At 60.4% G+C, this 18334-nt stretch carries 18 protein-coding genes and 1 pseudogene; 14 read left to right on the forward strand and 5 right to left on the reverse strand.

The features are described from left to right. Window positions 1–17: 17 nt before the first annotated feature. From ctaD to ACIPSK_RS05505, 5 genes are read left to right on the forward strand one after another with little or no spacing between them, the layout of a single operon-like run. A complete protein-coding gene (ctaD, locus tag ACIPSK_RS05485; protein ID WP_162116144.1) occupies window positions 18–1787 on the forward strand; it encodes a cytochrome c oxidase subunit I in 1770 nt (589 codons plus the stop codon). After that, window positions 1784–2497: a cytochrome c oxidase subunit 3 gene (locus tag ACIPSK_RS05490; RefSeq protein ID WP_162116145.1), complete on the forward strand. Its 714-nt coding sequence runs from the start codon at window positions 1784–1786 to the stop codon at window positions 2495–2497. The genes ctaD and ACIPSK_RS05490 overlap by 4 nt, the downstream gene beginning before the upstream one ends. Before the next feature lie 9 nt (window positions 2498–2506). Next, window positions 2507–3226, forward strand: a complete 720-nt coding sequence (locus ACIPSK_RS05495) for a heme-copper oxidase subunit III family protein (RefSeq protein WP_162116146.1) — start codon at window positions 2507–2509, stop codon at window positions 3224–3226. A gap of 7 nt (window positions 3227–3233) precedes the next feature. After that, entirely contained in the window at window positions 3234–3599 is a 366-nt protein-coding gene (locus ACIPSK_RS05500) for a cytochrome C oxidase subunit IV family protein (protein ID WP_017964866.1), read from the forward strand. Between the two features lie 43 nt (window positions 3600–3642). Continuing rightward, entirely contained in the window at window positions 3643–4335 is a 693-nt protein-coding gene (locus ACIPSK_RS05505) for a molybdate ABC transporter substrate-binding protein (protein ID WP_162116147.1), read from the forward strand. 278 nt (window positions 4336–4613) lie between these two features. Here ACIPSK_RS05505 and ACIPSK_RS05510 read toward each other — a convergent pair whose 3' ends face one another. Further along, window positions 4614–5651, reverse strand: a complete 1038-nt coding sequence (locus ACIPSK_RS05510; protein WP_162116148.1) for an AraC family transcriptional regulator — start codon at window positions 5649–5651, stop codon at window positions 4614–4616. A 121-nt stretch (window positions 5652–5772) separates the two neighbouring features. On the opposite strand from ACIPSK_RS05510, the gene ACIPSK_RS05515 reads away from it, so the two are divergent. From ACIPSK_RS05515 to ACIPSK_RS05530, 4 genes are all read left to right on the forward strand, one after another. Further along, window positions 5773–7224: an APC family permease gene (locus ACIPSK_RS05515; protein ID WP_162116149.1), complete on the forward strand. Its 1452-nt coding sequence runs from the start codon at window positions 5773–5775 to the stop codon at window positions 7222–7224. Beyond that, window positions 7221–7394, forward strand: coding sequence for a hypothetical protein (locus ACIPSK_RS05520; protein WP_168724689.1), 174 nt, complete (start codon window positions 7221–7223; stop codon window positions 7392–7394). The genes ACIPSK_RS05515 and ACIPSK_RS05520 overlap by 4 nt, the downstream gene beginning before the upstream one ends. Before the next feature lie 76 nt (window positions 7395–7470). Beyond that, window positions 7471–9459, forward strand: a complete 1989-nt coding sequence (locus ACIPSK_RS05525; protein ID WP_162116150.1) for a primary-amine oxidase — start codon at window positions 7471–7473, stop codon at window positions 9457–9459. 75 nt (window positions 9460–9534) lie between these two features. After that, window positions 9535–10320, forward strand: coding sequence for an ATP-grasp domain-containing protein (locus tag ACIPSK_RS05530; protein ID WP_162116151.1), 786 nt, complete (start codon window positions 9535–9537; stop codon window positions 10318–10320). Between the two features lie 132 nt (window positions 10321–10452). Here the strand turns inward: ACIPSK_RS05530 and ACIPSK_RS05535 are convergent, their stop codons facing one another. Continuing rightward, window positions 10453–11088, reverse strand: coding sequence for a cysteine hydrolase family protein (locus tag ACIPSK_RS05535; protein ID WP_162116152.1), 636 nt, complete (start codon window positions 11086–11088; stop codon window positions 10453–10455). Between the two features lie 295 nt (window positions 11089–11383). Here ACIPSK_RS05535 and ACIPSK_RS05540 point away from each other — a divergent pair, with 295 nt between their 5' ends. From ACIPSK_RS05540 to ACIPSK_RS05550, 3 genes and pseudogenes are all read left to right on the forward strand, one after another. Continuing rightward, the gene (locus tag ACIPSK_RS05540; protein WP_162116164.1) at window positions 11384–11809 is read left to right on the forward strand and encodes a pyridoxamine 5'-phosphate oxidase family protein; all 426 of its coding nucleotides are present in this window, start codon (window positions 11384–11386) and stop codon (window positions 11807–11809) included. 279 nt (window positions 11810–12088) lie between these two features. Further along, window positions 12089–13609: an FAD-dependent monooxygenase gene (locus tag ACIPSK_RS05545; protein ID WP_162116153.1), complete on the forward strand. Its 1521-nt coding sequence runs from the start codon at window positions 12089–12091 to the stop codon at window positions 13607–13609. A 175-nt stretch (window positions 13610–13784) separates the two neighbouring features. Further along, window positions 13785–14393, forward strand: a pseudogene (locus ACIPSK_RS05550) (dienelactone hydrolase family protein); the annotation flags it as partial. Window positions 14394–14418: 25 nt separating this feature from the next. Here ACIPSK_RS05550 and ACIPSK_RS05555 read toward each other — a convergent pair. Continuing rightward, entirely contained in the window at window positions 14419–14793 is a 375-nt protein-coding gene (locus ACIPSK_RS05555; RefSeq protein ID WP_130655818.1) for a VOC family protein, read from the reverse strand. A gap of 7 nt (window positions 14794–14800) precedes the next feature. Next, a complete protein-coding gene (locus tag ACIPSK_RS05560; RefSeq protein WP_018485750.1) occupies window positions 14801–14977 on the reverse strand; it encodes a hypothetical protein in 177 nt (58 codons plus the stop codon). Window positions 14978–15233: 256 nt separating this feature from the next. Here ACIPSK_RS05560 and ACIPSK_RS05565 point away from each other — a divergent pair, with 256 nt between their 5' ends. Then, a complete protein-coding gene (locus tag ACIPSK_RS05565) occupies window positions 15234–16214 on the forward strand; it encodes an SDR family oxidoreductase (protein ID WP_162116155.1) in 981 nt (326 codons plus the stop codon). A gap of 269 nt (window positions 16215–16483) precedes the next feature. After that, complete coding sequence (locus tag ACIPSK_RS05570; RefSeq protein ID WP_162116156.1) at window positions 16484–17533, forward strand: helix-turn-helix domain-containing protein; 1050 nt, start codon at window positions 16484–16486, stop codon at window positions 17531–17533. Between the two features lie 29 nt (window positions 17534–17562). On the opposite strand, the gene ACIPSK_RS05575 is transcribed toward ACIPSK_RS05570, so the two are convergent. Continuing rightward, window positions 17563–17973, reverse strand: a complete 411-nt coding sequence (locus ACIPSK_RS05575; RefSeq protein WP_162116157.1) for a DUF4260 domain-containing protein — start codon at window positions 17971–17973, stop codon at window positions 17563–17565. Between the last annotated feature and the right edge of the window lie 361 nt (window positions 17974–18334).

Here is an 18334-nt window from a genome sequence, read left to right on the forward strand (position 1 = left end):
GAAAGGGAAGAGAAATCATGGTCGAGATTCCATCCGGCAGCATTCCATCCGCTGAAGTCGAGGATGTCGAGCTTTATCATCCGAGAAGCTGGTGGACGAAATATGTGTTCAGCCAGGATGCGAAAATCATCGCCGTGCAATATTCGATTACCGCAATCTCGATCGGCCTGGTGGCGCTGGTGCTCTCATGGCTGATGCGGATTCAGCTCGCCTTTCCCGGCGCTCTCTCCTTCATCGATGCCGATCACTATTACCAGTTCATCACCATGCACGGCATGATCATGGTGATCTATCTCCTGACCGCGCTCTTCCTCGGCGGCTTCGGCAATTACCTCATTCCGCTGATGGTCGGCGCCCGCGACATGGTGTTTCCCTATGCGAACATGCTGAGCTACTGGATCTATCTGCTTGCGGTGCTGATCCTCGTTGCCGGCTTCTTCGCCCCCGGCGGCCCGACAGGGGCCGGCTGGACGCTTTATCCGCCGCAGTCGGTTCTGTCAGGCACACCCGGCGGCAAGGACTGGGGCATCCTCTTGATGCTCTCCTCTCTGATCGTCTTCATCATCGGCTTCACCATGGGCGGGCTGAACTATGTGGTGACGGTGCTGCAGGGGCGGGCGCGCGGCATGACGCTGATGCGGATGCCGCTTACCGTCTGGGGCATTTTCACCGCCACCGTCATGGCGCTGCTTGCCTTTCCCGCCCTCTTCGTCGCCTGCGTCATGATGCTGTTCGACCGCGTGCTCGGCACCAGCTTCTTTATGCCCGCCATCGTCGAGATGGGCACGCAGCTGCAGCATGGCGGCGGCAGCCCGATCCTCTTCCAGCACCTGTTCTGGTTCTTCGGCCATCCGGAGGTCTATATCGTTGCTCTTCCGGCCTTCGGCATCGTTTCGGATCTCATCAGCACGCATGCGCGCAAGAACATCTTTGGCTATCGCATGATGGTCTGGGCGATCGTCATCATCGGTGCGCTGAGCTTCGTCGTCTGGGCGCACCACATGTATGTCAGCGGCATGAACCCAGCCTTCGGCTTCTTCTTCGCCACCACGACACTGATCATCGCCGTTCCGACGGCCATCAAGGTCTATAACTGGGTGCTGACGCTCTGGCGCGGCGACATCCACCTGACGCTGCCCATGCTCTTTGCACTCGCCTTCATCGTCACCTTCGTCAATGGCGGCCTGACCGGCCTCTTCCTCGGCAACGTCGTCGTCGACGTGCCGCTGTCGGATACGATGTTCGTCGTCGCGCATTTCCACATGGTCATGGGGGTGGCGCCGATCCTCGTCATCTTCGGGGCCATCTATCACTGGTATCCGAAGGTGACGGGACGCATGCTCGACGAGGTGCTCGGCCAGATCCACTTCTGGATCACTTTCCTCGGCACCTATGCAATCTTCTTCCCGATGCATTATCTCGGCCTGCTCGGCGTGCCGCGCCGCTATTTCGAGATGGGAGAAACGGCCTTCGTTCCGCCTTCGGCCCATACGCTGAATATCTTCATCACCGTCATGGCGCTTGTTGTCGGGGCTGGGCAGATGGTGTTGCTGTTCAATCTGGTCTGGAGCCTTTTCCGGGGCAGGGAGGCCGGCGGCAATCCATGGCGGGCAACGACGCTCGAATGGCAGACGCCGCAGACGCCGCCCGCCCACGGCAACTGGGGCAAGGATCTGCCGGTCGTCTACCGCTGGGCCTATGACTACAGCGTGCCCGGGGCGACCGAGGATTTCATTCCGCAGAATGTGCCGGCAAGCGACGGCATCACCCGGGAGGTTCCGGCATGAGCGTCGTGCTGATCTTCCTGGCCGCCATCGCCGCTATCATGATCTGGTGGCTTTCCGGGCAGCGGTTGACCTCGAAGCCCTGGCTCGAAACCGGGTCGGTGCAGATGCCGGATCGTATCGGCACTGAGCGGCAACAGCCGCCGGCGGTGAAGATCGGCCTCTTCGTGTTTCTCGGCGTCGTCGGCGCCGTCTTCAGCCTTGCCGTCAGCGCCTATTTCATGCGCATGGCGTCGGCCGATTGGTGGGGCATGCCAATCCCCCGGCTGCTCTGGGTGAACACCGCAGCACTCGCCTTGAGCAGTGCGGCGCTGCAATGGGCGAGACGAGAGGCGGGGCAGGGCCGCATGGAAAGCCTGCGGCCGGCGCTCGTGACAGGACTTGGCCTTGCCGTCTTCTTTCTCGCCGGGCAGATCCAGGCATGGCGGGAGCTAACGGCGGCCGGCTATGTGCTGGCCGATAACCCCGCCAACAGCTTCTTCTACATGCTGACCGGCCTGCACGGCCTGCATATCCTCGGCGGACTCGCCGTGCTCACGCATACGACGGTCAGGGCATTTTCAACCGACGTCACGCCGGACAGGCTGCGCCTCAGCGTCGATCTTTCCGCCATCTATTCGCATTTTATGCTCGCCGTCTGGCTGCTGCTCTTCGCGCTGTTTGCCGGCTGGGCCAATGACTTCGTCGATCTCTGCCGCACGTTGATCAGCTAGGGGGTGCAGATGGCACAGACTATCGAGACACACAGTGGGGCGGACCTCAGGCCAGCGGGCCTGCGTGGAGTCGCGGCCGATTTCAGCTCGGATCAGCGCGCCTTCAAGACCGCCTCCTGGGGCAAGGCGATGATGTGGATCTTTCTCCTGAGCGACACTTTCGTCTTCGGCTGTTTCCTGATCGCCTATATGACCGCCCGCATGTCGACGCCCGTTCCATGGCCCAATCCGAGCGAGGTCTTTGCGCTCCATATCGGCGGCCAGGACGTGCCGCTGATCCTGATTGCGATCATGACCTTCGTGCTGATCTCGAGCAGCGGCACCATGGCGATGGCGGTGAATTTCGGCTATCGCCGCGACCGCCGCACGACGGCGATCCTGATGCTGCTGACAGCGCTTCTCGGCGCAACCTTCGTCAGCATGCAGGCCTTCGAATGGACGAAGCTGATCACCGAAGGGGTGCGCCCCTGGGGAAACCCGTGGGGGGCTGCACAGTTCGGATCGACTTTCTTCATGATCACCGGCTTTCACGGCACCCATGTCACGATCGGCGTCATCTTCCTCATCGTCGTCGCCCGCAAGGTCTGGCGGGGCGATTTCGATGTGGAACGGCGCGGCTTCTTCACCAGCCGGAAAGGCCGCTACGAAGCCGTCGAGATCATGGGCCTCTATTGGCATTTCGTCGACCTGGTCTGGGTCTTCATCTTCGCATTTTTCTATCTGTGGTGAGGTCGTCATGAGCGAAACAACGGCGCATGCACAAGTCCAAACGGCGCATGCACAGGCACATACCGGACAGCAGCATCCGATCGGGCTCTACTTCTTCGTCTGGGGCCTGCTCTTCGTGCTCAGCGCGGCGTCCTACATGGTCGATTATCTCGGCATCCAAAGCTACCTGAGATGGACGCTGATCCTGCTCTTCATGATGCTGAAGGCCGGCCTCATCGTCGCCGTCTTCATGCACATGGCCTGGGAACGGCTGGCGCTTGTCTACGCCATACTTCTGCCGCCGCTGCTGGTGCTGGTGTTCGTGGCGCTGATGGTGTCGGAGGCGGACTATACGATTTTCACGCGGGTGGCGTTCTTTGGGACGGGGCCGTAGGGTCGGTTGGACTAGATCGATAGATCAGGGGCAGATTTCGGTCATGACTCAGGAAATCCGACTCTTTGGCGCCATTGCGGTCCGACCTGCCGTCCTTGCTCTCATATCCCGGTTCGAAACTGCCACAGGATTCACGGTTGCGGTCAAGTGGGAGCTCAATCCTGTCGTCAAGAAGCAGATTGAAGCCGGGGAAGCTTTTGACCTCGTCATCACCAATCCGAACCTGGTTGAGGATCTGACCGCCTTGGGAAAAGTCAAGGCGGGGAGCGAGGTCGCGTTCGGCCGGATCGCAATGGGGGTAGCGGCCAAGGCAGGCAATCGGCCGCTCGACATTGGGTCGGTGGGAGCATTCAAACATGCGTTGAAGAGCGCCAGATCAATCGCCTACGCCAGTGAAGGAAGCAGCGGCGGCTATTTCTCCGGTTTGCTGGAAAGCCTGGGAATTGCCGATGAGGTGAAGCCCAAGCTGGTGGCCATATCAGGAGGGCAGACAGCGGCGGCCATCGGCCGTGGCGAGGCCGAGTTGGGCGTCGTTCCCGTGACGTCGATTCTCGCCGCTGCTCCCGAGGTCATGCTTGTGGGTCAATTTCCGGCAGAACTCCAAAGTTACATCGACTTCGCCATCGGCATCAGCGCCGATTCAACGGACGCAGAAGCCGCCAGGCAGCTGTCGGAATTTCTGACGTCAACCGCCGTTGATGACATCCTGGCGGCAAAGGGCGTCGAGCGTTGCTGAAAGCGTGCTTGGCTGACGACGAGAACGCCAACCCAACCTCCCTCATTCCTGTGCTTGTCACAGGAATCCAGTGTGCCCAAGTCCTTGGGCGCGGGAGAACGACCTCGTCGTATGAGAGTCATTCACGGCGCGGACGCGCCGTGCCTGGATTCCTGTGACGAGCACAGGAATGAGGGAGGAGAAGTAGGCACCATCGCCATAGGGCGTTGGAGAATGCCGGGCTTTTGCTTCCGTCCGTAGGGCAGCAATCGGCGATCTCCGTTGCCGTGCTTCTTCGATCAACCTGTCGAAGATGGGTCGTTCCCCTTCTTTTCCCAGGATCGCAGTGCACGCCAGAGCACGGTGTTGTCTGCATAACCCAGCACACGCGCAACTTCGGACATCGGTGCGGCATGTCGGTCGCCGAGATAGTGGGCGGCGAGTGTCTGGCGGTGCTGGCGAACGAGATCGCGAAGCGACACACCTTCCTCCGACAGCCGGCGCTGCAGGCTTCGCGGCGACATCTTCAGTTCGGCGGCAAGGGTTGCAACCGTCACCGGCTTGCGGCCGAGATAGATGCTGATCAGAGCCTGGATCTTTTCCGTGACGATATCGCCGGCCGCTGGCTCGTTGACCAGATCGCCGATATGCCGCTCCAGGATTTCGACCAGGCTTTTGTCTTCCGCACGGTGCACATGATCAGCCTCCGCCCTGTTCATGACGATCCGGTTGCCGGATTGGGCAAACAGGATGGGCGCGCCACAGATGCGTTCCAGCACGCTGGCGTCGCGCGGGGCGTGATGCTCGAGCTGGATTTCGATCGGCCGCCAGCCACGGCGGAAGCACGAGCGGACGAGCTGACAGGAGGCGGCGATCGTGAATTCGCTGTCCTGCCGGCGCGGCCACATCGCTGGATCGACGATCCGGTAGCTCCAGACAAAATCGCCATTTTCCTCGAACACGCCGGAACTGGTCGCGCCCTGGACCGCGTTCACATATTTCGACAGCCGTTCGAAGGCGCTGCGAATGGTCGGCGAGAGCGCAAAGAGCATGCCGATGGGGCCGATGTCGGCGGGCTTGAACCCGGTGCCCATGCGAGCTCCCAGTGCCGGTTCGCCGGTTATCGTCGCGGCCTCCTCGAACAGCGCGACATAACGCGCCATGGGCAGGACAGCGTAGGGATCTTCCAATTGCGAGCGCAGAATGCCGTGCGATGCGAGAAGAAGGTCGGTTTTCCCGGATCTTTTATCGATTTGTTGCACCAGCGGGATCAAGACGGAGGCTCGAATTGAAGCAACTGCGGGCATGCGGCTGATCAAATGCGATGCAACTGCCATTTTCAGCGTCTCCGGTGACCGTCGTGGCGCGAATTATCGATTCATTGGCATAAACTGCAATTTCGGGGCCAGATCGCCGCGCTTACCTTCTTGGCAACAAACAAGCGAAGAGGGGTTCTCCATGACACTGGAAGCAAGCATGCCCGCACCATTATCGCCGGAGCGTCGTCTGGCCAGGAACTCGGTCGGCCTCGCCCACATCGTGTTCTTCGTCGTTGCCGCGGCCGCACCGCTCACGGCGGTCGTCGGCGCTTCGCCGGCTGCCTTTGCTTTTGGCAATGGTGCCGGTGTCCCCGGCGCTTTCGTGCTCGCCGGCTTGCTCTACCTGCTCTTTTCGGTCGGCTTCACCGCCATGAGCCGGCATGTGGGCGGGGCAGGCGCTTTCTACACCTATATCACCCATGGCATCGGCAAGCCGGCTGGCGTGGGTGGCGCCTTCATGGCGCTGGTCACCTACAGCGCGGTTCAGATTGCCATCTATGGCCTGTTCGGTTTCTTCATGGCCAATGCCATAGCGCCGCTCGGGCTGGTCCTGCCCTGGTGGGCTTGGGCCTTCACAGCACTGGTCGTCGTGCTGGTCTGCGGTCAGCGCAACATCGCCTTCTCAGGCGCGATCCTCGGCGTCTGCATGATTGCCGAAATCGCCATATTGCTGGTTCTGGATCTTGCCATCGTCTTTTCAGGCGGCGGACCGGAAGGCATCAGCTTCTCCTCCTTCATGCCATCGTCGGTCTTCGCGCCCGGCCTTGGTGCGGCGCTGGTCTTCGTCATCGGTTCGTTCATCGGCTTCGAAGCTACGGCCATTTTTGGGGAAGAAGCCGAAAATCCGGAAAAGACCATTCCCCGTGCCACCTATGTCGCGGTGCTGCTCATCACACTCTTCTATGCCTTCTCCACCTGGGCAATCGTGCAATTCTACGGTCCAAGCAAGGTGCAGGCCACCGCTGCTGCCGGCCTTGACAGCTTCTACTTCGCCGCCGCCAATTCCGTGCTCGGCGCATGGTCGAGCCAGGTGATGAACGTGTTGCTGATCACCAGCCTGTTTGCCTGCATTCTGTCCTTCCACAATACGCTCAACCGCTACTTCTTCGCCCTGGGCCGTGAAGGCCTGGCCGCACAGGTGCTCGGCAAGGTTCACGGCAAGCATGGCTCACCCTATGCTGCGGGTCTGCTGCAAAGTCTGATCGCGGCCATCGTCCTTGCCCTATTCGTCATCTTCGGCGCCGACCCCTACACTGTCGTGTTCTCGTGGATGGCAGCGCTTGCAGGTATCGGTATTTTGCTGGTGCAGGTGCTGGTCTCTGTCGCGATCGTCATGTTCTTCCGCAAGACGCCGAACGGATATAGCGCCTGGACCACGATGATCGCTCCGGCGCTGGCGCTGCTCGGCCTCGTTGGTTCGCTGGTGCTGGTCAGTTCCAATCTTTCACTCCTTTCCGGCAGTGAAAGCCCGATCGTCAAGGCTTTCCCCTATACCATGGTGCTGGTGGGCATTCTTGGCGCGCTGTTTGCGGTCCAGATCAAGAGATCCAAGCCCGCTCTCTACGCCTCCCTTGGAAAGGTCTTCGAATGAGTGCCGTTTTCGAACTTGCACCCGTCGATCGCCTTCTCGTTCTCGCGGTCGCGATCCTTGCCGGCCCAACATTGCTGGTTGCCGTTGAGGCGCACGCCTTCTGCTCAGTGTTCTGCATTCATCGAGGCACGATGATGATCGAGACGCAGATCTGCTCCGGTCGATCCTGATCACAGCAGCTAGCGGCGCGCCATGGTGCGTCGTCTCTTCCGAAACCAAGAGGCCCAAAACCAAAGAGATATATCCATGGACGCCATTGTCGCAGTCACCCATCCGCTCGATCCTCTGAGCCTCGACGAGATCGCTTCTGCCGTTGCCATACTCAAGGATACGCAGACACTCGCACCCACCGTCCGCTTTCCGATAACCCGGCTGGAGGAGCCGACCAAGGCGGACCTTGCCGCCCGTCGCTTGGGCGACAGGCTGCCGCGCCTTGCCTTCATCCTGGCGATGGATATCAGCAATGGCGAAACCTTCGAGGGCATCGTCAACCTGACTGCCGGCACGGTGTCCTCCTATATCCGGCTGCCTCTTGATGAATTGCCTTATGGCCAGCCGCCGGTCATGCTGTGCGAGTTCGAAACCGTTGAAGGCACCGTCAAATCCGATCCGCGCTGGATCGCTGCCGTCAAGAAGCGCGGCATTACCGACGAGGATATTCCGCTCATCCAGATCGATCCTTTTTCCTCGGGCTATTTTGGCCGCGAATTCGAGAAGGGAAAGCGCATCGTCCGCGCCGTGTCCTATTGGCGCGAGGATGTCCGTGACAACGGCTACGCGCATCCGATCGAGGGCGTAGTGGCGGTGGTTGATCTGATCACCAACCGAGTGGTCGATCTCGTCGACGATGAGAAGATCATTCCGGTTCCGAGGAAGAAGCGCAATTATGGCCGCGAAACCTTCCCGGAACTGCGGCCCGATCTCACGCCGCTGCATATCGTTCAGCCGCAAGGGCCGAGCTTTACTGTCGACGGCTGGAAAGTCGAATGGCAGAACTGGAGTTTCCGTGTCGGTTTCACCCCGCGCGAGGGCCTCGTTCTGCATGAACTCGGCATCAGGGATCAGGGCAGGCTGCGGCCCGTCGTCTTTCGCGCCAGTATCACCGAAATGGTCGTGCCCTATGCCGATCCGACAGCGAACCACTATTGGAAGAGCGCCTTCGATGCCGGCGAATATGGTCTCGGACGCTTGGCCAATTGTCTCGAACTCGGCTGCGACTGCCTGGGCCATATTCACTATTTCGACGTGCCGGCGGCGGACGATTTCGGCCAGCCTTTCATCATGAAGAATGCCATCTGCATGCATGAGGAGGATTACGGCATCCTCTGGAAGCATTACGAATTTCGCAACGGTGTTTTCGAAGTGCGCCGTTCGCGCCGCCTCGTCATCTCCTTCTTCGCAACCGTCGGCAATTATGATTACGGCTTTTACTGGTATCTTTACCAGGACGGCACGATCCAGCTCGAAGCCAAGCTCACCGGCATCATCCAGACGGCGGCGGTCGCGACCGGAGAAACCTATCCATGGGGCGGCATGGTCGATGACAATCTCGGCGGTCCGACGCACCAGCATTTCTTCAATGCGCGCCTGCACATGGATGTCGACGGCGGCGACAATAGCGTGACCGAGCATGAGTTCGCGCCGCGTCCCTGGGGTGAGGACAATCCCTATGGCAATGTCTTCGATACCAGGAGCCGTGTACTGAAGCGCGAACTCGATTCGCCTGCACTCGCCAATGGCGAGACCGGCCGTTACTGGAAAGTCTCCAACACCAACATAGAGAACAGCGTCGGCAAGGCGCCGGGCTACAAGATTGTCGTCATGCCGTCGCCGGTCATGCTTGCCCAGCCGGATTCGACCGTTGCCCAGCGCGGCGGTTTCGCCAAGAAACACATCTGGGTCACGGCCTTCGATGCCAAGGAAAAATATGCGAGCGGCGATTATCCGAACGTGCATGCCGGCGGCGACGGCCTGCCGAGTTACGTCAAGCAGAACCGCGAAATCGAGAATGCCGATATCGTGCTCTGGCATTCCTTCGGCCATACCCATGTCTGCAAGCCCGAGGATTTTCCGATCATGCCCGTGGAATATGCCGGCTTCACGCTGAAACCGAACGGCTTCTTCGCATCCAACATCGCCATGGACCTGCCGCCGGAAGGAAATAGCCAGAGTGTCGACAATCGCCTGCAACGTTCGGCCGATGACACCGGAAATGGTTCCTGCTGCCACGCATAGCTGCAATGCTACGGCTGTTCCCTTTTAAATAGCTTTCTGGTAGTCCGACGGATTGTAAGAAAGGCAGGGAACAGAATGCAGTGGCTTCTCCAGCAGTTCGAAGATACCAACAAGCTGGCCGATGCGCTCGACCAGCTCGGAATCTCCTACACATGGCACAAGGTCGTACCGTTCGTCGGCGAGCTCATCCCTGAGCCGGTCGTCGCTGATCCGGGTTTGGTGATCATGTTTGGCTCCTACACGCTGTGGAGGAACGCCGAGGCGAACAGTTACCGGCCGGGTGTCTTCAAGCTGCGTCCTTTCGTTCACGAACAGGTGTGGCATCCTTACCTTCTCAACGGCGCTGATGCGCTGTTCCTGACACTCCGGGATGTCCCTCAGTGTCTGGCGGATGACGGAAGGGACTGGTTCCTGCGCCCGGTCGACGACAGCAAGGAGGAGCCCGGAAATGTCAAATCGACCGGCGAGATCATCCGTATGGCGGAAATGGTACTGGCGCTCGATGAAGACGAAATCCCGAACGGATCGCTTCGCCACGACACGCTGCTGATGCTGACCGAGCCTGTCCGCATCAGCAGCGAATGGCGTCTCTGGGTGGTCGACGGCCAGATCGTCACCTATTCGCTCTACAAAGACGGATCGCGTGTCGTCCACCGCCACCAGATCGATGGTGATGCGCTGGATTTCGGGCAGCGCATGGTTGATATCAACCCCGGCTACTCCCAAGCCTATGTCATTGATATCTGTCGGACCGAGGAGGGGCTGAAGCTGCTCGAGACGAATTGTCTCAACGCTGCCGGGTTCTACGCCGCAGATCTCGTGAAGTTGGCGAGGGCGATCGACGGCCTGGCCCGCGATTGACGTCCTCCCGGTGAGGCGAGGGCGCCGGAGGCTCCGTATGGCTGGGGTCTTGTTGTTTCATCACACACAGGGGCTGACCCAAGGGTGCGCGCGCGTTCGCCGCGAAGCCTCACACGGCAGGTCGGGAGAGCGTCAGCTCTGCCGGGCTGCTGCGATGAAATCGGCCGACTGGCAGATCAGCGCATCTCCCATGAAGGCCATGTTGGCGAATGATCGATCGGCGGCCTCGGCATGCCCGGCGCCGCAGGCGTCGCTGATGACGAGCGGCACAAGCCCGAGGTCGGCACCGTGGCGAACCGTCGGCTCGATGCCGATTTCGGTGGCGACGCCGCAAATGGCGAAGCTGGTCAGACCCAGATCGCGCAGAATGATCGACAAAGGCGTGCCTTCGAAAGCCGAAAAGGTAATCTTGTCGATCACCGCCTCGTCGTAGCGCGGCTGAAGTTCGGGCACGATCTCGAAGCCTTCGCTTCCTCTGAGAAACCAGGGCTTGATGGCGGCCGGATCGTCGATCCTTTGCCAGGCCATGGCCTGACGGCGCTGGAAGGCGCCCATCAGAGCGAGCGGCATCGACATGTGCCGCATGAAGATGACGGGAAAGTTCGATGCCCGCGCGGCGGTCAGAATCGACAGGACGCGGGCGGTGATGCCGGCGCCGTCAGGCATTTGCCGCATGATGCCGATTTGCATGTCATAGACGACGAGAGCCATTTGATCCGGCCGGCAGAAATCGCCGATCGTCTTGCCGGGGTGTTCGATGGAATGCATGCTCGGCCTCCTCTTTTTCCTGCTTATGTAGACGCGATGAATTGCGTCCGGCAAGCCGAAGGTGACCGTTTCCGCGGCGAGGTGGACGTTGTCGGCGACGAACTACCTGCCGGGCATAGTCTATGCCGGGTTCTCCTTCGCTCTGAGCGGCTGCGAATACGCGACTGTCCAGGCTGAAGGGGAAGCCGACGTCACATCTTGACTCGCTCCGGCGCTGTGTCAGGCTTCAGAGATGAGCATGCTTCGAGTTCGCATGCTCTCGATACCCCTCTACGTCACCTCGGGGATTTCAGCCATGGATAACGCTCAGGGCAAGAAAGTGATCTTGGAGTTCTTGCGCCGGCACACCCTGGCGGTGATCGCGACATCGCATGCGGACGGCAAGCCTGAAGCTGCGGTCATTGACTTTTCGGTGCGTGACAACCTCGAAATCGTGTTCGATACCTTCGAACAGACGCGCAAGTTCGAAAACCTGTCGGATAGGGGAAGCGTCGCACTTGTCGTCGGCTGGGACAAGAACATCACGGTGCAATATGAGGGCGATGCCATGAAGGTTTCCGCCTCCGACGTGCGGGAATACCAGAAGGCGCATCTTGAAAGCGTTCCAGTCGAGAGAGAGTTTGTCGAGAAGGGCGCCGTGTTGTTTAAGGTCGTTCCTCGCTGGATACGATATTCCGATTTCACCAAGGACCCTGTCGAACGTTTGGAGCCCCGCTTTTAGGTGCCACGCGAGCGTGCACTGACGCTCTACCCCAACCTTCCTCAGAATGGCATATCTTCTGTTGCCGATCGATCGCCCGGCCGCTATGTTGCCGATGTCGGAAAAGGCATGATTTGGTGTGGTTGGCCCAAGTCCTTTCGGAAACGAAAGCTCTGTTCCTTGCCTCGTGCATGAGTTCTCCACGACGAACACGGACGCTGCTCAAGCGTCCCACTGTTCGTCCGTGTGGTTCTCGAAACGACGAACTGCTCCGGTCGAACGACCATAAAGGAGTAGTTCATGCCCGATTTTCTCATGATTCATGATGTTGTGATTGCTGGTGCCGGCCCTGTCGGTCTGTTTCTCGCCTGCGAACTGCAACTGGCCGGCCTCTCGGTGTTGGTGCTGGAGCAGGCCGAGGACCCGCATTCGCCGTTGAAACGGCTGCCGTTCGGCATGCGCGGCCTTTCCGCACCGACCATCGACGCCTTCTACCGTCGCGGATTACTGGATGACATCTTGGCGCCGCAACGCGAAAAAGATCAATCGACTTCAGCGCATTGGATGCAACAGCTGCGCCGTCCGGGCGGCCATTTCGCCGGCATTCAGTTCTTCCACGACACCATCGACACCTCGAAATGGCCCTATCGTCTGCCAGGTCCGGCCGGCACCAGCATGGCGGTCGAGATGGAGCACGTCGAAGCCGTATTGGCTGCTCGTGCAAGCGCGATGGGTGTGGAGATCCGGCGCGGGCTTGGAGTCGATGGCTTTGAGCAGTCGGACGAAGAGGTGACCGTTCGCGCCGGTGGCGAGAGCTTTCGCGGACGGTGGCTCGTCGGCTGTGACGGCGGGCGCAGCATGGTGCGCAGGGCAAGCGGCTTTGAATTCGTTGGCACCGATCCCGAATTCACCGGCTATTCCGTTCAACTCGAGATGGCCGATCCGGAGAAGCTCGCCCCGGGCCGCCACTACACGCCAACAGGCGTGTATACCTACCAAAAGCCCGGCACGATCGCGATGGTCGATTTCGACGGCGGCGCGTTTCACCGAACGCAGCCGATCACGCCGGGGCATGTGCAGCAGGTGTTGCGGCATATCTCCGGCACCGATGTCACGGTGACGGGACTTGAGCTTACCACCACCTGGACCGATCGCGCCTATCAGGCGACGGCTTACCGCAAGGGCAGGGTGCTGCTTGCGGGCGACGCCGCGCACATCCATTCCCCCTTGGGCGGCCAGGGTCTGAACCTCGGGCTCGGCGACGCGATGAATCTTGGATGGAAGCTTGCAGCGACGATCCGAGGCGATGCGCCGGAGGGCCTGCTCGACAGCTACTTCTGCGAACGGCATCCAGTTGGAGCCCAGGTTCTCGACTGGTCGCGCGCCCAGGTCGCGCTGATGCGGCCAAGCCGGAGTTCGCGCGCGCTCGAAGCCATCATCCGCGATCTGATCGACACGCGCGACGGCGCGACATACTTCGCCGAGCGCGTCTGGGGTGTGTCTCTCCGCTACGATCTCGGCGGCAGTCACCCGCTGGTCGGCCGCAGCGCTCCCGACTTCGAGCTGGCCGACGGAACGAAGCTCGGCGATCATCTCAGGGAGGGCAAAGGCCTGCTTTTGGACTTTGACGCCGGCGCACCGCTGCAAGCACTGGCAGGCCGCTGGAATGGGATCACCTATGTCGCAGGCGATGCGAGGGATCGGATGGGGCTGAGCGCGCTGCTCGTGCGCCCCGACGGCTTCGTGGCGTGGGCTGATGAGGCTGTGCCTGACAATGAGGAAGCCGCGCGGGCCGCATCGCGGTGGTTCGGCAAAGCCTGAAACTATGAATGGGGCAATCGATGTACAGGTCTCGGAAAGCTTCTTCAGCCTTATCAGTCCGGTAGAGCGTCACGGAGATTTCCCGCTATCGGTTTTCGGCGGGTTTGCAGACGTTGCTTCGCAACGTATCCGCACTCTTCCCGGCAAGGCGGCGACGCTGTAGAGTGGCGATGCGCCCGACCGTCCCGCCCAGAGGCTCCCTATGGCTGAGATCCTGTTGTTCCATCACGCACAGGGGCTGACTCCGGGTGTGCGCTCGTTTGCCGACGATATCAGGGCAGCCGGTCACATCGTGCACACGCCCGATCTATTTGACGGGCGCACCTTCCCAAGCATCGAAGCGGGGATCGCCTATATCGGTGAGATCGGATTCGACGCCCTCCGGGAGCGCGGCGTGCGCCTCGCCGACGAATTGCCTGCCGGGCTCGTCTATGCCGGGTTCTCCTTCGGTGTGCTGTCGGCGCAGAAGCTGGCGCAGACACGGCCGGGTGCCCGCGGGGCTCTTCTCTTTTACTCCTGTCTGCCGATCAGCGGCGAGTGGGCCTTCGGACCCTGGCCGGACGGCGTCGCGGTGCAGATTCACGGCATGGACAACGACCCGATTTTCGTCGGCGAGGGCGACATCGATGCCGCCCGCGAGATCGTGGAGAAAGTCGAGGACGCGGAGCTTTTCCTGTACCCCGGTGATCAGCATTACTTCGCCGACAGTTCGCTGCCGTCCTATGATGCGGATGCGACCGCGCTGCTCACCCTCCGCGTGCTCGAATTCCTAAATCGTGTCTGATACAGACATTCCGGCCCGGATAGGACTATTCGGACGCCACGCAGAAATTGTTGCCTTCGGGATCATTCAAGACCGTGTAGCCATCTGCTTCCCGGACGAAGCTCGCTCCGAGGGATAAAAGCCGTTCTACCTCCCTGGCCCGATCGGGGGTGGCAATATCGAGATGAAGTCGGTTGCGGGCCGGACGCTCCCCCTGACGAAGGTGGAAGCAAAGGCGGGTTCCGGGACCTTCGACCATCACGGTAGGGTCAGTCTCGGGTGTCAATCCGAGAGCGGCCAGGCGGGCCAGTTCTTCGTCGTCATATGGCATCACGTCGTAGCCATCGAGCGCCTCCGCCCAGAACCGGGCGACGCGCGAGGGAATGTCGCAATCAATGACGATTTCTTTCAGCCTTGCCATGGACCCTTCAAGAATTGTTGGGCCGGCGACGGCAAACGCGTTCAACGAGAGCGCCACCGATGGCCGGCAGCAATGCGAAAAGCATGAGCTGCGGTGTCTCCGTCAGCGCCAACAGGCTAGACATGAGGAAGGCGACCAATAATCCTGCCAGCACCCCGGCTGCATAGGGCAGATAATCCTTCAAGAAAGCCTCCGTCTTGTGCTGATCTCAAACAGAAGGGGCATTATTGGCTTGAGATAGAGATCTTTGCGGTATCGGCAATGGCTGGTTGCGGCCGAACCTCACGTCGTCCGATCGGCGGCGTATCTCAACGTTGGTGGGGACAGGTCGGCCAATCGACGTGACGCGGTGCGCGTGCTTTTGCGGGAGACGACCAATTTCTTTCGCGCTATGAAGACTGACCGCATATCCCGTCACATCCGACACCGAGGTCCTTCATATGGCTTTGAAAATTCTTTTCGTTGGCGGTACCGGCCAGATTTCATATCCATGCGTCGAGCGCGCTGTGGCTCAGGGCCACCATGTCAGCGTCTATAACCGCAGCTTGAGAGGCGACCCATTGCCTGCGGGGGTTACCGCGATTGTCGGCGACCTGGCGGCACCGGCCTATGCCGACTTGGCCAAGGCCAATTACGACGTCGTGTGCCAGTTCATTGCCTTTACACCCGATCAGATCGCGCGTGACGTCGATGTGTTTGCCGGGCACTGCGGCCAGTACATCTTCATCTCTTCGGCCTCGGTCTATGAAAAGCCCCCGCGCCACTATGTGATTACCGAGCAGACACCGGCGATCAACCCCTACTGGCGCTATAGCCAGGACAAGATTGCCTGCGAGACGCTGCTCAAGAATTCCGAGAAGCTCGCCTGGACCATCGTCCGTCCCAGTCACACCGTTCGCACGGGTCTGCCCATCATGATGGGCGACAGCGATGTCATGGCGAGACGCATGCTGGATGGCGAGCCCACTATCGTAGCGGGCGATGGCCATACACCCTGGACGCTGACACGCTCGGTTGATTTCGCGGTGCCGTTTGTCGGGCTTTTCGGCAAGCCGGCGGCGTTGAACGAGATCTTCCACATCACCTCCGACCGCGCCCACATCTGGAATGATATTCAAAAGACGATCGCCAGATTGTTAGGCGTCGAGGCCAAGCTCGTCCACGTACCGACGGACACCTTGATCAAGTACAATCCGGAATGGGTTGGTCCGTTGCTCGGTGACAAGGCATGGTCGGCGATCTTTGACAATTCAAAGGTCAAAAGCGTGGCAGGCGACTTCAGCTGCGCCGAGAGCCTTGATGAAATTCTGGCGGAGCCGATCATGCATCTCAAGCAGCGCCTGGCGAACAACCGCCCGCCAAGGGGCGATCTCGATGCTTTGATCGACCGGATTTGCGTTGCGCAAAGCGCTCTTGGCTAGGCAGCTCCTCGTAGAGCAACTTTCCGAAAGACACGGCGCAGACGGTCGTGCCCGCGCTGATTACCCGGACTTGCGATGTCGCCGATCTCGACAGCCTGTCGGGTTGGCTGGAAGACAATCATACCGACCTTCAACGGCGGATTGAGACTTGTGGCTGGCGACCCGAGGACCGGGTGAGGGTGGCACGGTATGCCGTTCACAAAAAATCCCTGCCTGAAAAGCGTCCTAAAACATGATGGAGGTCGCGCCGGGTGAGGATCTCGGCAAAGATGGCCAACTGTTTTCCACTTCGATCCTATCAGGCCATGCTGTTCATTCCGCTTCCCTTCGTCGTTGCTCTTCTGCTGCTCATCCTCTTCGTCACCGTTCTCAGGCGCGACGAGGAGGCGCAGCCCAATCGGCCGTTTCTGGCACTGATCCTGCTTGCCATGCTGCAATCGGTCCTCTCCGGACTGCGCTGGGGCTACGGGGTGCAGGCGGTGAGCGTGATCGAGCCGGTCACCGCGGCGATGGTGCCGCCGCTTGCCTATGCCGGGGTTTTCAGTCTGGTGAGGACGAGCCGGCGGTCGCTGCCGGCGCGGATTGCGCTGCATGCCGTGCCCGCTGCCGTCATCCTCTTGTTGATGGTGGTCTGGCGGGATGTGATCGATCTCGCGCTGGTGCTTGTTTTCGTCGGCTATGCCCTGGCGATCCTGCTTCTGATGCGGCCGGGCGCGGACGCGCTTCGGCTTGCGCCCTTCGAGGGAGCGGTGCCGGCCTATCGGGCAATCATCTTCGCGGCGGCGGCGCTGTGCCTGTCGGCCTCGGTCGATATCTTCGTCTTTTTCGACTTCACATGGGCACATGGCGAGCATGCGCTGACGCTGATCAGCCTCAGCAATCTAGCCGTCCTCGTCATCCTCGGCAGCGCGGCAGCCGCCGCCAGCCGAAGCCGGGCGCCCGCCGAGACGGCGGAGGCGGCGCTCAAGCCCGAAACGGCCGAGGATAAAGAGACGATCGCGACGGTTGATGCGCTGATGGAAGCGAGGAAACTCTATCGCGACGCCAATCTCAATCTCGACCGCCTGGCCCGCAAGGCCGGCATTCCCGCCCGCCAGATCTCGGCGGCGATCAACCGGGCGATGGACAAGAACGTCTCGCAATATGTCAATGACTACAGGATCGGCGAGGCCTGCCGGCTGCTTGCAGTGACCCAGAAATCGGTGACCGAAGTGATGTTCGAGGTCGGCTTCCAGACCAAGTCCAACTTCAACCGCGAATTCCGCCGCGTCACGGATATGACGCCGGTTGCCTGGCGGGAGAAGAAGGCCGAGCGGTGAGGGGCAGGCCCGACGGGCTTTGGTCCTCGTCAGGTTCGCTTGCCTATAACGCCCAGATGGGTGTGGGTGAAGGCGGATGCGTATTTCAATCCATACCCCAGGCTTCGGTCAAAGCCGGCATGAGCCGCCAGAATGAGGGCGATCTGCCAGAGCAGGTCGATGCCCAGCAGCCAGCTCGCGCCGGCGAGCAGTATGGCCGAGATGTAGCTGTGAACCATATTGTAGACGATCGCTCCCAGCCGGGCATTGAGAGCATAGGCCGCGAAGCTGAGATCCGGCGCGAAGAACAGAATGGCATAGAACCAGGGGTTGCCGCCGGAGACGAAATAGGCCGTTGTCGCGGCCGCCATGATCGCGAAAGCCTCGAGCCGCAGTACCTCACGCACGCCGCCGGTCACCGATCCTGCCGAAGGAGAAATGATGTTCGCTGCCTGGTTCATCGGTTCTGTTCCTTCATGACAATTGTCGCAGCGCTGCCGGCGACCTGATGCGGGATTTCCTAGCATGAACATTGCGGGTGCCAAATTCGCGATCGATGAACAAGCGTTATACATATTTGTATCTTTGGCTCGTAGGTACCGACGTTTTCGAATGCCGAAATCCCATTCGTCTGGATGGTCATTGCCGTACAATTCCGCAATTGTGAAAGACGTGCCGTGCCGGCCCGGCGCCGGCTAGGGCATATACATATCTCGCAAAGCCCATCCATCGGCGACGGCTCGAAAGTATTTGAGGCCGTTGAAGAAGGTGATTGGGCCCGGCGGCTTGGCCGAGGCGTAGCCGTTCCAGCCGCCGAGCTTG

It is taken from the genome of Rhizobium sp. LARHSG275, assembly GCF_052871115.1.

Excerpts from the sequence above, each read along its gene's own strand:
- ctaD (WP_162116144.1), top strand. The coding sequence starts at position 18 with ATGGTCGAGATTCCATCCGGCAGCATTCCATCCGCTGAAGTCGAGGAT.
- ACIPSK_RS05490 (WP_162116145.1), top strand. The coding sequence starts at position 1,784 with ATGAGCGTCGTGCTGATCTTCCTGGCCGCCATCGCCGCTATCATGATC.
- ACIPSK_RS05495 (WP_162116146.1), top strand. The coding sequence starts at position 2,507 with ATGGCACAGACTATCGAGACACACAGTGGGGCGGACCTCAGGCCAGCG.
- ACIPSK_RS05500 (WP_017964866.1), top strand. The coding sequence starts at position 3,234 with ATGAGCGAAACAACGGCGCATGCACAAGTCCAAACGGCGCATGCACAG.
- ACIPSK_RS05505 (WP_162116147.1), top strand. The coding sequence starts at position 3,643 with ATGACTCAGGAAATCCGACTCTTTGGCGCCATTGCGGTCCGACCTGCC.
- ACIPSK_RS05510 (WP_162116148.1), bottom strand. The coding sequence starts at position 5,651 with ATGGCAGTTGCATCGCATTTGATCAGCCGCATGCCCGCAGTTGCTTCA.
- ACIPSK_RS05515 (WP_162116149.1), top strand. The coding sequence starts at position 5,773 with ATGACACTGGAAGCAAGCATGCCCGCACCATTATCGCCGGAGCGTCGT.
- ACIPSK_RS05520 (WP_168724689.1), top strand. The coding sequence starts at position 7,221 with ATGAGTGCCGTTTTCGAACTTGCACCCGTCGATCGCCTTCTCGTTCTC.
- ACIPSK_RS05525 (WP_162116150.1), top strand. The coding sequence starts at position 7,471 with ATGGACGCCATTGTCGCAGTCACCCATCCGCTCGATCCTCTGAGCCTC.
- ACIPSK_RS05530 (WP_162116151.1), top strand. The coding sequence starts at position 9,535 with ATGCAGTGGCTTCTCCAGCAGTTCGAAGATACCAACAAGCTGGCCGAT.
- ACIPSK_RS05535 (WP_162116152.1), bottom strand. The coding sequence starts at position 11,088 with ATGCATTCCATCGAACACCCCGGCAAGACGATCGGCGATTTCTGCCGG.
- ACIPSK_RS05540 (WP_162116164.1), top strand. The coding sequence starts at position 11,384 with ATGGATAACGCTCAGGGCAAGAAAGTGATCTTGGAGTTCTTGCGCCGG.
- ACIPSK_RS05545 (WP_162116153.1), top strand. The coding sequence starts at position 12,089 with ATGCCCGATTTTCTCATGATTCATGATGTTGTGATTGCTGGTGCCGGC.
- ACIPSK_RS05555 (WP_130655818.1), bottom strand. The coding sequence starts at position 14,793 with ATGGCAAGGCTGAAAGAAATCGTCATTGATTGCGACATTCCCTCGCGC.
- ACIPSK_RS05565 (WP_162116155.1), top strand. The coding sequence starts at position 15,234 with ATGGCTTTGAAAATTCTTTTCGTTGGCGGTACCGGCCAGATTTCATAT.
- ACIPSK_RS05570 (WP_162116156.1), top strand. The coding sequence starts at position 16,484 with ATGGCCAACTGTTTTCCACTTCGATCCTATCAGGCCATGCTGTTCATT.
- ACIPSK_RS05575 (WP_162116157.1), bottom strand. The coding sequence starts at position 17,973 with ATGAACCAGGCAGCGAACATCATTTCTCCTTCGGCAGGATCGGTGACC.